Origin of the sequence: Pseudoalteromonas piscicida (assembly GCF_002208135.1) — a bacterium.
Taxonomy (GTDB): Bacteria; Pseudomonadota; Gammaproteobacteria; order Enterobacterales; family Alteromonadaceae; genus Pseudoalteromonas; species Pseudoalteromonas piscicida_A.
In genome coordinates, this window is sequence record NZ_CP021646.1 from 2903293 (window position 1) to 2918193 (window position 14901).

General features: G+C 42.5%; 10 protein-coding genes and 3 pseudogenes. 6 read left to right on the forward strand and 7 right to left on the reverse strand.

Annotated features, from left to right (window positions below; all coding sequences use genetic code 11):
- Positions 1-12 precede the first annotated feature (12 nt).
- From B1L02_RS13525 to B1L02_RS13540, 4 genes and pseudogenes are all read right to left on the reverse strand, one after another.
- Positions 13-277 (reverse strand): annotated as a pseudogene (locus B1L02_RS13525) (integrase core domain-containing protein); the annotation flags it as partial.
- A 39-nt stretch (positions 278-316) separates the two neighbouring features.
- Positions 317-1395, reverse strand: a protein-coding gene (locus tag B1L02_RS13530) for an IS3 family transposase (RefSeq protein ID WP_088531440.1) whose coding sequence is annotated in 2 segments (ribosomal slippage) — positions 317-1143 and positions 1143-1395 — 1080 coding nt in all. Because the reading frame shifts where the segments join, the coding sequence is not laid out codon by codon here.
- A 63-nt stretch (positions 1396-1458) separates the two neighbouring features.
- Positions 1459-2244, reverse strand: a pseudogene (locus tag B1L02_RS13535) (helix-turn-helix domain-containing protein); the annotation flags it as partial.
- A 179-nt stretch (positions 2245-2423) separates the two neighbouring features.
- Entirely contained in the window at positions 2424-4628 is a 2205-nt protein-coding gene (locus B1L02_RS13540; protein ID WP_088531441.1) for a hypothetical protein, read from the reverse strand.
- Positions 4629-4771: 143 nt separating this feature from the next.
- Here B1L02_RS13540 and B1L02_RS13545 point away from each other — a divergent pair.
- Positions 4772-5026 (forward strand): annotated as a pseudogene (locus tag B1L02_RS13545) (endonuclease III); the annotation flags it as partial.
- Between the two features lie 149 nt (positions 5027-5175).
- Here B1L02_RS13545 and B1L02_RS13550 read toward each other — a convergent pair.
- Positions 5176-6171 carry a YncE family protein gene (locus B1L02_RS13550; RefSeq protein ID WP_088532286.1) on the reverse strand — a complete coding sequence of 332 codons (996 nt, stop codon included), beginning with the start codon at positions 6169-6171 and terminating at the stop codon, positions 5176-5178.
- A 631-nt stretch (positions 6172-6802) separates the two neighbouring features.
- On the opposite strand from B1L02_RS13550, the gene B1L02_RS13555 reads away from it, so the two are divergent.
- The 5 genes from B1L02_RS13555 to B1L02_RS24935 all read left to right on the forward strand — a co-directional run bounded on the left by B1L02_RS13555 (position 6803) and on the right by B1L02_RS24935 (position 11279).
- Positions 6803-8707 carry an aminotransferase class V-fold PLP-dependent enzyme gene (locus B1L02_RS13555; RefSeq protein ID WP_017217967.1) on the forward strand — a complete coding sequence of 635 codons (1905 nt, stop codon included), beginning with the start codon at positions 6803-6805 and terminating at the stop codon, positions 8705-8707.
- A 211-nt stretch (positions 8708-8918) separates the two neighbouring features.
- On the forward strand, positions 8919-9509 hold the full coding sequence (locus B1L02_RS13560) for a DUF2726 domain-containing protein (protein ID WP_017217968.1): 591 nt from the start codon (positions 8919-8921) through the stop codon (positions 9507-9509).
- 107 nt (positions 9510-9616) lie between these two features.
- Positions 9617-10324, forward strand: a complete 708-nt coding sequence (gene mtnN / locus B1L02_RS13565; protein ID WP_017217969.1) for a 5'-methylthioadenosine/S-adenosylhomocysteine nucleosidase — start codon at positions 9617-9619, stop codon at positions 10322-10324.
- Positions 10324-10932 (forward strand): cobalamin biosynthesis protein, encoded by a 609-nt coding sequence (locus tag B1L02_RS24930; protein ID WP_250644905.1) that lies wholly within the window; start codon positions 10324-10326, stop codon positions 10930-10932. The genes mtnN and B1L02_RS24930 overlap by 1 nt, the downstream gene beginning before the upstream one ends.
- Positions 10911-11279: a cobalamin biosynthesis protein gene (locus B1L02_RS24935; protein ID WP_250644906.1), complete on the forward strand. Its 369-nt coding sequence runs from the start codon at positions 10911-10913 to the stop codon at positions 11277-11279. Before B1L02_RS24930 ends, B1L02_RS24935 begins: the two co-directional genes overlap by 22 nt.
- Positions 11280-11365: 86 nt before the next feature.
- On the opposite strand, the gene lpdA is transcribed toward B1L02_RS24935, so the two are convergent.
- Both lpdA and aceF read right to left on the reverse strand, forming a co-directional pair.
- Positions 11366-12790 carry a dihydrolipoyl dehydrogenase gene (gene lpdA, locus B1L02_RS13575; protein WP_010607389.1) on the reverse strand — a complete coding sequence of 475 codons (1425 nt, stop codon included), beginning with the start codon at positions 12788-12790 and terminating at the stop codon, positions 11366-11368.
- A gap of 211 nt (positions 12791-13001) precedes the next feature.
- Positions 13002-14894, reverse strand: coding sequence for a pyruvate dehydrogenase complex dihydrolipoyllysine-residue acetyltransferase (gene aceF / locus B1L02_RS13580; protein WP_088531442.1), 1893 nt, complete (start codon positions 14892-14894; stop codon positions 13002-13004).
- Positions 14895-14901: the final 7 nt, after the last annotated feature.

A 14901-nucleotide genomic window follows, 5' to 3' on the forward strand; every position in this document is an offset into this window, starting at 1 on the left:
GTGACTGTCAGCCTAGATTTGGGTTAAATTCTTTTCAACCCAGATCGATTTCCCATCTAATAATGTTTCAAATGGCGTTCTACCACAGCATTTTTTCCTTGATGAGTTCGGTCATTATTGTAGTAATTTATCCACTCGTCCAGATCCTTTTGGAGCTCTTCCAGAGAACTGTATAACTTTTGCGAAATGTCACTTGATAAAACTCTTGAAGTATCGTTTTGTGGAAGCGTTCGCAGATACCGTTTGTCTGCGGCGACATTGCCTTGGTTTTGGTATTGTAACTCCACCCAATTTAGTACAGCTATTTCGTAGAATTTTATGCAGCCTCAAGATAGCCAATTGGTGTCATATCGCCAAGTGAATCATGTGGTCGCTCATAATTATAAATATCTAACCACTCATCAGTGATTTCACGTACTTCTTGCAGTGACTCAAACAAGTATAAATCGAGCACTTCTTCACGATAACTTCGGTTAAACCTTTCCACAAAACCATTCTGGTAAGGACTGCCTGGCTCTATAAATTCCAACTTGATGTCATTTTTTATTGCCCAATCTTCGAGTGCCGCTGAAGTAAATTCTGGGCCATTGTCCACTCTAATCTGCTTTGGTTTACCGCGCCAAGCAATAATTTGTTGTAGCGTTCTAATAACTCGTTCAGAAGTTAAGCTTGTATCGACCTCAATCGCCAGTGCTTGTCGGTTGAAATCATCCAGCACATTCAGTGTTCTAAAACGATGTCCATAGCTTAATGCGTCACTCATAAAGTCCATTGACCACGATTCATTATGTTGTGTTGGTGCGCTTAATGGTTCAGGTGTTCTTGTTGGAACACGGCGCTTTCCCTTACGTCTCAAGTTTAGTTTTAGCATGTTGTAAACGCGTTCAACACGCTTTTTATTCCACGGCTTACCTTTATTGCGAAGCCTTTTGAATAGCTTAGGCAGCCCCCACCTAGGATGGCGCTCTACCAGCGCAAGTAATGCATCGATAACTTCATCATCTAACGGCCGTTTATGTTTGTAATAAAAAACTGAGCGGCTTAGCCCTGCCACTTCACAAGCAAATGCGACGCTGACGTTAAATTGAGCTCTTAAATGCTCTACCCAAGCTCTGCGCCTACTTGTTTTTACAGCTTTTTTGCGATGATATCCTCAAGCATCGAGTGCTTTAGGCTAAGCGTTGCAAACATATCTTTTAGCTTACAGTTTTCTTCTTCAAGCTCTTTAAGTCGCTTAACGTCTGAAGCTTCCATCCCGCCATATTTTGAGCGCCATTTGTAAAATGTACTTTGGCCGATACCATGTTTGCGGCAGATTTCTGGCACAGGAATACCTGACTCAGCTTCCTTGATCATGCTGACAATTTGGGTTTCGGTGAACTTGCTTTTTCTCATCGTAAATTTTCCTATTTTAGTTAATGGAAAATTCTACTTATAAACTGTTTCATTTTTTGGGGGAGTTACAGTATGGTCTATGTCGTTGATCGCTAGATAAAGCTGATAATCATGGTGCTCAACCTTACCGCAGTACTCAGTTCCACGATCAGTGAGGATCCGTAGCATAGGTAGTTCGTGCTGCTCAAAGTAAGGCAAAACTCTATCATTCAGTAGATCTGCTGCTGTGATCGGTGTTTTAGTGGTGTAGAGCTTTGCAAACGCAACTTTGCAATATGTATCAACAAAAGTTTGCTGATATATACGGCCAACTCCCTTTAGGTTTCCAACATAAAAAGTATCCTGTGAACCAAGATATCCTGGGTGCTCAGTCTCAATTTCGCCGCAGGCTTCATCGTCCTGTTTTTTCTTCTTAAGGGCTGTTACCTGAGATTCTGTGAGAATGAGACCTTCTTGCGCGACTTTAGCCTCTAGCGCTTTCAGACGCTTTTTAAAGTTTTCCAAGTCATGGCGCAACCAAACAGACCGCACACCACTGGCAGAAACAAATACGCCTTGTTTTCTTAACTCATTGCTGGCTCTGACTTGCCCGTGAGCCGGAAATTCAATCGCATAGGTGCAAACTGCTTTTTCAGTCTCTTCATCTACACGGTTCTTCAGGTTTGGTGTTCTACGCGATTTATCGATGAGTGCATCAATACCGCCTTCATCAACGAGCTCTTGATAACGATAAAACGTATCTCGCGAAACCCCCATCATTTTGCAGGCTTTAGATACGTTTCCAAGCTCTTCAGCTAGATTGAGCAAACCAGCTTTGTGTTTAATGATTGGATTGTTAGTATGTAACATGAGAGTTACTCCTTAGTTGTTTTGAACAAAGATTCGACACCTTTATCAAAACGGGTAACTCTCAATTTTTCAAATCGAATTGTCAGATCTGGTCAGAACTAATTCAATTTATGTTCAAAGATCAACAGCCTCTAGCCTTCTCTTTTTATGGGACGTTAATTTTTTAAAAAATAATTAATCTACCGCTTCAATTGGCCGATTAATTTTCTCATGAAAGTGACTAAGAGACCTCCCCCCGTTTGAACTAAAATAAACTCACCTAACTTTGTTTTTATAATATAACCATTTCCTAAATTTATAACCTCTGAAACGCCCTCTATTTGATTAATGCCATTTGAAAAGTAATCCGCATCTAACTCTCTTTCGCTATCACGTTCATAATAGGTAATGAGCTTATCTTCTTTGTCCGTAATTAGCATAAAATTGTCTACGAGGTTTACATCTTTAACAGAAGGTAATGTCTGTGGATTATTTTGTGTAATAAGTAAAGCCGAACCGTCCTCTTTAACAACTACGCCATTAGAATGATCAGAAGGAACACTATACGCTATGTTATCAAAAGAAAACTCTGGGAACTGTTCAGGTAAGTATTCGCTCCAATAGCTATCTAAATAATGAATATTACCTTCAACATCCAACAGAACATACATCCAACTAATTTTAAGTAAGTCTTTTACCTTAATCTCAGTGTTTAGACTCGAAACATGGTAGGTTAAACCAGAACCTCTGATTGAAAAACTACCATCTTTTTTTATCGCAAGAATAGCTTTTGAACCTAACGGACTGATAATACGGGCTACATTTTGTAAATCTCCAAAACCTGTAGCATATTCTCCATTTTCTAGTGTAGATAAAAACGGCTCATTACTACATGTCCAAATTTCTACATTATCTTGTTCATCAAATATTGCGACAGCATCGTACCCACCACCGCCAGCATAGCTAACAGCTTGAATCTTACTTACACCCGTTTTTTCTACTCGCTTATAACTATGTTGGTGCGAGCCTTTTTTATCCCACCAAAATCCGTCGATAACAAGAAGTCCAGAGTTGTAAAGCACTGCTGAAGTATTTGCAGAGCTGCTACAGTCATAAAGTGAATGTAAAACTTGTTTTACATCGTTAAGCTCTGTTTGGGATAATTGGGCTTTACTGTATTCAAAATTACCTGAATCATCGAGAGTGTTATCCCAAGTAATAACTTTTCCATCACTTGTTAAAACGTGCTCACCGTAGAAATCTAGCCAGTAGCTTTTCACGTTATTTATTTTTTCTTTTATATCTTCAAAGCTACTTTCTTTTTCATGAGAATAAAATTCTCTGCCGTCACCATATTTAAAAAATTTCCCTTTAGTATCTTGAGCTAAAACCGTCCCCCATACATGTTTTCCATAATAAGCATTAACGAAGTCACTCTTTCCATCTTCCGGCTGTATTCCATGGCTACTATCAAAAATTAGCTCGCCGTTAGACATCAAAATATATTTATCTGATAGGTATATATTTCCACTTATTGGAGTCGGCTTGATAAAGTCAAATGAAGTCGTTTCACTAACAATGTTATCAATACTAGTCACCTTTGCTTTTATAGTGATTGGCTTATCAAAGTTATTTAAGTCTGGTGTAAACGACGCTCCAGTTGCAACTAACTGCTCGCCTATAAACCATTGCATTGATATTGATTCTGACAGGCAATTATCACAGGTAAAATCCGCAAGGGTTGTCGTGTTTGGAGTATGCTTCCCTATAAGTTCTAGCGATTCGACTTTGGTTTTGCGTGAAATAATCTCAGCCTGATAGGAAATTTCATCACTCATCACCTGATCAATACTTGGTACTTGAACCGTGATCACAACCGTCTTATCCAAATGCTCAAAATCAGGAGTTAATGAACTCGATTGACTCACAATAACATTATCAACTTCCCAGCGATAAATGGCTTTATCTTTCAAACAATCAACACACTCAATTATTGCGCTGGTACTTTGGCCCCTTATCAGTTCAGAGTTTAAGCTGATTTTTTCTATTTTAGTTTTACGTGAAATAACCTCAGCCTGAAAGGAGACTTCATCACTCATCACCTGATCAATACTTGGTACTTGAACCGTGATCACAACCGCCTTATCCAAATGCTCAAAATCAGGAGTAAATGAACTAGATTGACTCACTACAACATTATCAATTTCCCAGCGATAAATGGCTTTATCTTTCAAACAATCAACACACTCTATTATTGCGCTGGTACTTTGGCCTCTGATCAGTTCAGAGTTTAAGCTAATTTTTTCTATTTTAGTTGTAAGTTTAGGTTCATCCGAAGACGAGCCACCTCCACAAGCTACTAAAAGGAATGTGGTGATTAATATAATATATTTGAAAAGTTTCATATCTAAGAGTCCATTACAGTAAGTAAATAGTGTGCAAATCCGGTTTATATCTTCAAGGCGGCTTAGTGTATATTTTTATTAAAAAAATTGACAATATTCATACAGTTAAAGTAGGTGATTACGAACTTAGTTATCTACTTTCCTTATACTTCGGCAGGCCGACTATTACTGTAGACACCCATATATTCCGCGTCTCCAACCGCACCAAATTTGCTATGGGTAAAGATGTAGTGGCAGTCGAGCAAAAGCTGGAAAAGGTTGTACCAAAAGAGTTCAAGGTAGATGTCCACCACTGGCTTATTCTCCATGGCCGCTATGTGTGTACAGCAAGAAAGCCCAAATGCGGCAGCTGTGTTATTGAAGACTTATGTGAGTTTAAAGAGAAGACTGATAGCTAATCTTTGTTTTAGCATAAGCACAACTTTTATTTGTGGTGGTTACCGTGAATTTGTTGTTTCGTAAAATTGTTCAAGCGATATGAAAACACAGATCGCTGCGTAAAGCAGCTCCTACTTCACGCCACATTCGTATCGACGTGATGGTTAGCCTAAGGCAATACCACTGCTGAATACCCTATTCCATCTGGTCCGTTACCAGTAGGGAGTTCAAATAAGGTTTTGCCAGATACAATATCTATAACAAGGACCTTATTTTTTTGGTAAGCGGATAAAAATAAAGTGCGATCGTCTGGATGGAGGATCACGCCTTTTGGTCCTGTTCCCGGCTCAAACTTTATTTGACGCAGCTTTTCTTTGTGCATTGCATCGATCACATCAAGGGTGTGATTCCTATAGTCTGAAATCACAGCAAACTGCTCATCGCGGGTAAGTAACACACGGTATGGAAAGCTATAGCCTTTCCATTGCTTAATTATACGCTCATTTGCTACATCAAACACGGTAACTAAGCCATCATCGTTGCTACCAACCCAGAGCTCTGAGCCACTTTTATTTATGGTGATAGCCTCTGGTACTTTTGGCATTGAAATTTTGCGAAGTAAGGCACCTGACTTTACATCTAATTCAGACACTGAATCTGCGCGCATATTTGTGGTGTAAACACGCTCGCTAGACGCCGGCAGCGCCACCATATGAGAGCCTCTTTGCTCTGTTGCTATTACTTTATCAATTTTCCCCGACTCTATATCAACGATTACCACACTGTCGGAGCCTTCAGACGATACTGCAACGCGTTTTTGGTCTTTTAAAAACAACACGCCATGTGGCCTTGGATAACGAGACAAATCAATGGTTTTTACTTTTTTTGCTTGCCGAACGTCAAAAACACTTAGACTATTGCCACGTGTATAATTAGTGACAACAGCCGTATGCCCGTCGGCACTCATTGCTAATTCATGTGGTCCTCTGCCGGTTGCGAGCGTCAGCTTAATTTTTCGGCTGCTAAGATCGATGAAATCAACCGAGTCCCCCTTTTTATTTACAACAACCAATGTTCCCGACAAGTTATTTGTATCAGCCCATGAAGGGAAGCTGATTAAACACCCAAATAAGAACACATACACAACATAATTAACCAATCTCATTTTGACTCCTATTGATCTGTTAGCCTGAATGATTACTAGGGCCTGTTGACCTTTGCTGTTTGATTTTTGTTCTTCTGAGTGTGTTTTGGTCGCGACGCTCGACTTGCCGCCTAGTAATCTAGGCAAAAGTTGAGCAACAATGAACAAAGCGCACTCAGGTGAACCCAAAGGGCTGCGCTTGATTGGCATTTCTTCTGTGTTGCCCCACAAGGATGTGGGGTAAGGTGACTTTGCAGGAGCACAAAGTCTTTATCGCCAGACTTACGTAGAATGACTACGCTACGCTGGCTCTGCCTTGTATAAATACCAATCAAACTGCTGCAAAAACAAACTTGAAAGATCAACAGGCCCTAGTACTGTTGTTTTTATAACTACCGACTGTATTTATCATTGAAAAGCAATCGTAATACAGCCTTCAAAAACACCCTATCCCAAATTTAACTCAGACACGCCTGATACTCGAAACCTTCCTGTTTCCTATGTTGAATAGCACACTTTCCATCACTCGCAACAACTTCCTCGCCCACATCCGTTTTACAATTTCTGGAACATTTTCAAAGTATTGATTTCACAAATCACTGCGCTTTCTTTATGCTAATGAAAGTCTTTAAATTTTAATGCGAATATCATTATGCTACCTGTCCTTCGTATCTTGTTAATAGAACAAGAACCAGCCGTATTGCAAGCACTCTCAAGCAATCTGTCAAAAACGATCCCTAATTTTGAGCGAGAGGATGTTCAAATCGATATTATTGAATGCCTCGAACTTTCAAAAGCCTTGGAGCATGTCACTGAAGATGGTGATATTCAAGCTGTCGTGCTGAGTTGGGATGTGCACAACAAAAGTGGCGAACAAACCTATAGTCGCTTTATCGAGCAATTAAAAAGTATTCGTCTAGAATTACCAGTTTACGTTATTGGCGATGATACTAAAGGGCTTGAGATAGTCAACGAATCTGAGGAAATCGAGTCTTTCTTCTTTAAAGATGAAGTTATCTCAGATCCTGAAGCCATTTTAGGATATATGATCAACGACTTTGATGACAGAGCCGAGACGCCATTTTGGACGGCGTATCGCAGCTATGTCGGCGAAGCGAACGACTCTTGGCATACTCCAGGTCACAGCGGTGGTTCGAGCTTTAGAAACTCTCCTTATATCAAAGATTTTTATCAATTCTATGGCCGTAATGTATTTGTCGGAGACTTGTCTGTATCGGTTGATTCGTTAGGTTCATTGTCAGACAGCACCAATACCATTGGCCGCGCTCAGGAATCCGCAGCGGCAACGTTTGAGGTTAAACGCACCTACTTCGTGACCAACGGTTCGTCCACCTCGAATAAAATCATTTTGCAAACCCTCCTTCGCAAGGGCGATAAGGTGATCATCGACCGCAACTGTCATAAGTCTGTGCACTATGGCATTTTGCAATCGGCCAGTTTCCCTATCTATTTATCGAGTATCTTAAATCCAAAATATGGCATATTCGCACCGCCTTCACTGGCCGATATTAAGCAAGCGATTGAACAAAATACCGATGCAAAACTACTGGTGCTCACAGGCTGTACCTATGATGGTTTGCTGAGCGACCTGAAACAAGTCGTAGAATTTGCCCATCAGCATGGCATCAAAGTCTTTATTGATGAAGCTTGGTTTGCTTACTCGCTATTTCACCCTAGCTTGCGCCATTACTCCGCCATTCATGCAGGTGCCGATTATGTCACTCATTCGGCGCATAAAGTCGTATCGGCATTTTCGCAGGCGTCTTATATCCATATTAATGACCCTGATTTTGATGCTGATTTCTTCCGTGAGATTTACAGTATCTACGCCAGCACCTCGCCCAAATACCAGCTTATTGCGTCTTTGGATGTGTGCCAAAAGCAGTTAGAGATGGAAGGCTATAAGTTACTCAATGCGCTGCTGAACCATGTTGCAGAGTTTAAACAGCAGATGGCCTCGCTCAAACATATTAAAGTGCTTGATAAGCAAGACTTTATGAACATATTCCCACATTTCAGTGGCGATAATATGGGGCATGATCCGCTTAAAATCCTCATCGATATTAGTGAGCTGCCATACTCATTAAAGGATATTCATAAGTTCCTGCTGGACGAAATTGGGCTGGAGATTGAGAAATACACCCATAGTACCATCTTAGTCTTACTGACGTTGGGTGGTACACGCTCAAAGATCATTCGTTTATACAATGCCTTAAAGAAACTTGATGGCGGCAAGGTAAAACTATCGAAGTCAACGCGACGCTCGCGCTTACCAGAGAATTTACCCGCTATTGACCTTGCTTGTATCCCTAGCGATGCCTTCTACGGCGAGCGTGAATCTGTACCTATTAGCAAGAGCAACAACCGTATTTGTGCAGGTTTAGTCACCCCGTATCCTCCGGGTATTCCGCTTTTGGTGCCGGGTCAACATATTACCCAAGAGCATATTGAATATCTCAAGGAACTGGCAGGCCAAGGGTTGACCATTCAAGGTAGTTTCGATGGTGAGATCTACGTGCTTAAAGAAGACAAATAACGCGAGCTAATATCATTGTCCAGTACTAGGCAGCCATGTTGTAAGATATCGCAGCCTAGTATAAACAACTTAAAGCGCTTTATTTTTCTTACCATATCCCCAATGGCTAACTCACTGCTCTAATTTTTATCTCCTACTTATTTAAGCTCTCTTCTGGCACATCTATTGCTTATAAAACCACAGATGTCATTTTTTTGATTTGGAGTTTTGTATGGAATTTGCGTTACTTGCTATTTTGGCTTTAGTGGTCGTTGCTTCCATTGTCGCTTCTAAGTACACCGATGTGGGTGGCAATCCTTATCCATTTAATCGTAAAGAGTCTGTTTTTACCACCGTTGAAGCATCGTTTCTACATTTACTAGAACGTGCCGTTGGCGATAGATATAAAATCGTAAGTCGCATTAAGCTCATTGATGTGATTGAGTGCAAACCGGGTATATCTCCAAAAGCACGTCGTGCAGCGGTAACTAAAGCTAAGAATAAGCAATTAGATTATGTTTTGGTAGACAAAGAGACACTGAAAATTGTTGCCGCTGTTGATTTAGTCAATAACTCCAACAAAAATGGCCATAAGGCGCAAAAAGATTGGTTTGTCAGTGGCGCACTGGAGTCTGCGGGGATTCCACATATTCGCATGAAAATCAAAAGTGGCTACCAAAGCGCCGAGGTTCGCGCAGCAATCTTATTCAAGCTTGGCCAAAAAGTGGAGATGCCAAAGAAAACCAGAAACCGCACCTACAAACCTGCGGTACTGTCTCCTTCACAGGCAAAAGCACAGTCAACTCAGTTGGCAGAAATCTAGCAAAGCGGGCGCCAGCCCGTTTTTTGTTTTACCTATCAAAACCCCTTTCGTATAATAAGAGTAATTTTGACACTGGGGCTTTCCCCACCACAAATTAGGAATCTTTGATGAAAGTAGGCATTATCGGCGCAATGGAGCAAGAAGTTACCATTTTGCGTAACACCATGGAAAACCCGCAAACATTGACCAAAGGTGGCTTTACTTTTTATACCGGTAAACTGGCTGGTCTTGACGTAACGCTTGTACAGTCTGGCATTGGTAAAGTAGCAGCGACGGTTGCGACAACTTTGCTTATCGACAACTTTGCGCCAGATTGCGTGATCAACACGGGTTCAGCTGGTGGTTTTGAACCATCACTAAACGTCGGCGATGTGGTTATTTCAAATGAAGTACGTCATCATGACGTTGATGTTACTGCGTTTGGCTATGAAATTGGTCAAGTTCCGCAAATGCCTGCTGCGTTCACTTCGCATGCAAAATTAGTTGAAGCAGCAGAGCAAAGCGTACATGAGCTTGAGGGCATCCAAACTATGGTTGGTTTGATCTGTACGGGTGACTCGTTTATGTGCGATCCGGTACGCATCGATAAGGCACGCGCAGACTTCCCTACGATGTTAGCAGTAGAAATGGAAGGCGCGGCAATTGCGCAAGCTTGTCATTCTTTAAACACGCCATTTGTTGTGATCCGCTCGCTATCTGATATCGCCGGCAAAGAATCACCGCAATCATTCGAAGAGTATCTAGAAGTCGCTTCTGTTAACTCTTCTAAGATGGTAATGGCACTACTTAATAAGCTGGATAAGGTTACGCTTTAGTGCTCGACAGCTTGCTTCAGGCCCATGAGGGCCTGATCATCTTCTTACTGGCAGTCTTTGCCAGCCTTGGGGTAAGGTTATCTACGCTTTATCACCCTAATCTTATTCTTAGCCTGATTTTTAAAGCGATTGCAGAAAGAGTCTATCGCCCTAAAGCCGCTTCTAGTTATCAGCTTTTATCCGGCACACTCGGCTTCCTCCTGCCAATATTGACTATCACTGTTTTAACTCACGCAATCATTAGCTTTGCTTTTTATCCCAATTGGCTCGGCGGGCTGGTATTGTTTTTATGCTTGGACATTAGTCATGAAAGCCGCGCGAAACGTATTTCCACGCTGATAAAATCAAAACAAAAAGTCACGGCAAGAGCCGTGTTGCAGGGAATGGTAGCAAGAGATGTAGAAAAGCTAACAGAGCTTGGTATTTGTAAAGCCGCCATAGATAGCGCCGCACTAAATACCCTGCGCCATTTTTTTGTCATTGCTTTACTGTATCTAACGGCAGGCCCCTATCTCGCGCTATTTTATAAGCTATTATTGCTATGCGACCATGCCTGGCGGCAAGTAATGCCCCCTCAAGCCGTTTTATGGCAAGCCTTTCCCGCGTGATTTGGCTCATTGAGTTTGTACCTATTCGGTTATTAATTACCTGCTTTTCGTTGCTACTTAGACCAAAGCAAACTTGGCACTACATCAAATACTACGGCCGTCACTTTAGCCAAACAAATACTGGATGGGCACTGAGCTTTTTTGCCGCAAATTTAAATACACAGCTCGCAGGACCCCGTTTTTATTTCGGTGAACGTTATGATGTGATGCGGGTAGGTGCAAAAGCGCAGCCCACAGCTGAACATATTCAGCAGTTACTTGGACTACTCAATCAAATGCGCTGGCTATTTATTGCCACTTCCGCCTTACTACTCGTCATTATTAATTTTCTCAGGCTGATGGCTTAATTAGAAAAAATGAGCGTAAGCTCCCCCACTTAGCCAAAAAGCAAAAAACCCAGCACAAGGCTGGGTTTTTAATAGCTCAGAAAAACTTACTTTTTCTTCACTGCTTTTTTGTTTGGAAGGTCAGTAATAGAACCTTCGAAGATTTCAGCAGCTAGACCGATTGACTCGTTCAGTGTTGGGTGAGCGTGGATAGTAAGCGCTAGGTCTTCACCGTCAGCACCCATCTCTACTGCTAGGCCAATTTCACCAAGCATTTCACCAGCATTGATACCAACCATAGCACCACCGATCACGCGGCCTGACTCTTTATCAAAGATAAGCTTAGTTGAACCTTCAGTACGTGCAGAAGCAATCGCACGACCAGAAGCAGCCCACGGGAATACCGCAGTTTCGATGCTTAGACCTTGCTCTTTTGCTTCTTTCTCAGTCACACCAACCCAAGCGATTTCTGGGTCTGTGTACGCAATTGAAGGAATACACTTAGGATCGAAGTAATGTTTCTTACCAGAGATAACTTCAGCAGCAACGTGACCTTCATGAACTGCTTTGTGCGCAAGCATAGGTTGACCTACGATGTCACCGATAGCGAAGATGTGATCAACGTTGGTTTTCATTTGCTTGTCAGTGCTGATAAAGCCACGCTCATCAACATTTACGCCCGCTTTGTCAGCGTCGATTAGCTTACCATTTGGTGTACGACCAACAGCAACTAGTACTTTGTCATAACGAACTTGGCCTTCTGGTGCTTGCTTGCCTTCGAAAGATACGTAGATACCGTCTTCTTTCGCTTCAACAGCAACAACTTTAGTAGAAAGCATCACGTTAAACTTGTCTTTAACGTACTTTTGGTAAATCTTGATAACGTCTTTGTCAGCCGCTGGTACTAGTTGATCAGCAAACTCAACTACGTCGATAGCTGAACCTAGTGAACGGTAAACAGTACCCATCTCAAGACCGATGATACCACCACCTAGTACAAGTAGCTTTTCAGGTACGTCTTTAAGCTCAAGTGCACCTGTAGAGTCGATGATACGCTCGTCTTCAGGGATGAAAGGTAGGCTTACAGGTTGAGAACCCGCTGCAATGATTGCGTTATCAAAGGTCACTGTCTTCGCACCGTCAGCACCTTCAACTGCGATAGTGTTAGAACCGGTGAACTTACCGTAGCCGTTAACTACCGTTACTTTACGCATCTTAGCCATTCCGCCAAGACCACCAGTAAGTTGACCGATCACAGACTCTTTCCATGAACGGATTTTGTCTAGGTCAATTTGTGGAGCACCGAAAGAAACACCGTGAGAAGCCATTTCAGCTGCATCGTCAATTACCTTTGCAACGTGAAGAAGGGCTTTTGAAGGGATACAACCAACGTTCAAGCACACACCACCTAGCGTGTCGCGAGATTCGATTAGTGTAACGTCTAAACCTAAGTCTGCTGCACGGAATGCTGCAGAGTAACCACCAGGACCACCGCCTAGTACAACAACTTGAGTTTTGATTTCGTTGCTCATGTTATTACCTTAACTGTTATTTGAACGGGTTTACTCGTCGAGAGTAGCCGACCCAAAGTGCCTGCCAAACACCCGCTTCGGGGCACAGGGCAGAGAGAGTTATTATTGCTCGAAAGTGTATCATTCACACTCTCTATTGTCCCGCCTAATTATCAAGCGGAACAACAAAATACAACAAAACCGCATCACCTAAGTCATGCGGTTTCTATTCTTACATTACTAGCTGGCGAATATCGCTTAGGTAGTTTGCAAGTGTCACAGTAAAGCGAGCTGCTAGTGCGCCGTCAATGACACGATGGTCGTATGAACAACTTAGCGGCACCATTAGGCGCGGCTCAAACTCTTTACCATTCCATTTCGGTTTGAAGTCTGACTTAGAAACACCCAAAATCGCAACTTCAGGAGCATTAACGATTGGCGTAAACGCCGTACCGCCGATACCGCCTAGGCTTGAAATAGTGAAACAGCCGCCCTGCATATCAGCAGACGTCAGTTTACCATCACGTGCTTTCTTAGAAATTTCCATCAACTCGCGTGATATCTCAATGATGCCTTTCTTGTTCACGTCGCGAACAACAGGAACCACTAGACCATTTGGTGTATCAACCGCGATACCGATGTGAACATATTTCTTCAAGATTAAGCTCTCACCATCTCCAGATAGTGAAGAGTTAAACGTTGGGAACTCTTCAAGTGCTTTTGCAGCCGCTTTCATCACGAATACTAGTGGCGTGATCTTCACACCCATTTTCTTCTTCTCAGCCAAAACGTTCTGTTCTTTACGGAACGCTTCAAGCTCAGTGATATCTGCTTCGTCAAACTGCGTAACATGTGGGATTTGTACCCAGTTACGATGAAGGTTTGCACCCGATAGCTTGTTGATGCGAGAAAGTTTCTTCTCTTCAATTTCACCAAACTTGCTGAAGTCTACTTTTGGCCAAGGAATAAGACCAAGCTCACCGCCGCCAGTGTTGCCACCTTTTGCGATTTGACCAGACTCAACTTGCTTAACCAGCTCTTTCACGTAGTTTTGTACGTCTTCTTTTAGTACACGGTTCTTACGACCTGTACCTTTAACGCGAGCTAGGTTAACTCCAAACTCACGCGCTAAACGACGTACCACAGGCGAGGCGTGGGCATACTGATCATTGGCCACAAAGTCATCTTTTTGTGCCGATGCTTTTGGTGCTTCAGATTTTGCCGCTGGAGCCGCAGATTGAGCTGGTTTAGCTTCAGTTTTAGCTGCTGCCTGAGGTGCAGGTACCGCGCCCTTTACTTCGAATACGAAGATTAAAGAACCCGTTGATACTTTGTCGCCAGCATTGACTTTGATCTCTTTAATCGTACCTGCAAACGGTGCTGGTACTTCCATTGAGGCTTTGTCGCCTTCAACCGTGATAAGAGATTGTTCGTCTTCAACGCTGTCGCCAACAGCAACCATGATTTCAGTGACTTCAACTTCGTCGCCACCGATATCTGGTACATGCACTTCTTTTTCAGCTGATGCAGCTGGTGCTTGCTCTTCAGCTGGCGCTTCTGCAGCTTCAGTAGTCGCAGGCGCATCACCGCTACCTGCCACTTCGAAGATGAAGATCAATGAACCGGTTGACACTTTGTCACCTGCGTTGATTTTCACTTCTTTAATAGTACCTGCAAATGGTGCTGGTACTTCCATTGAAGCTTTGTCGCCTTCAACCGTGATAAGCGATTGCTCTTCTTCAACAACATCGCCCGCAGCCACTAAGATTTCAGTTACTTCAACTTCATCGCCACCAATATCTGGTACGTGAACTTCTTTCACTTCTGTCTTGCCAGAGGCGCTTGCTTCTGGCTTAGCTTCTTCTGCTGGTTGCTCTGCCGGTGCTTCTTCACCTGCAGCTTCAAAAACCATAATCAAAGAGCCAGTCGATACTTTATCGCCTTCCGCTATTTTGATTTCTTTAACAGTACCCGCCACTGAGGCAGGTACTTCCATTGATGCTTTGTCGCCTTCAACAGTGATAAGCGATTGCTCTTCTGCAACCGTGTCACCTACGCTAACTAGGATCTCGGTTACTTCAACCTCATCGGCACCAATATCTGGAACATGAATTTCGATTGCCATCACTCGT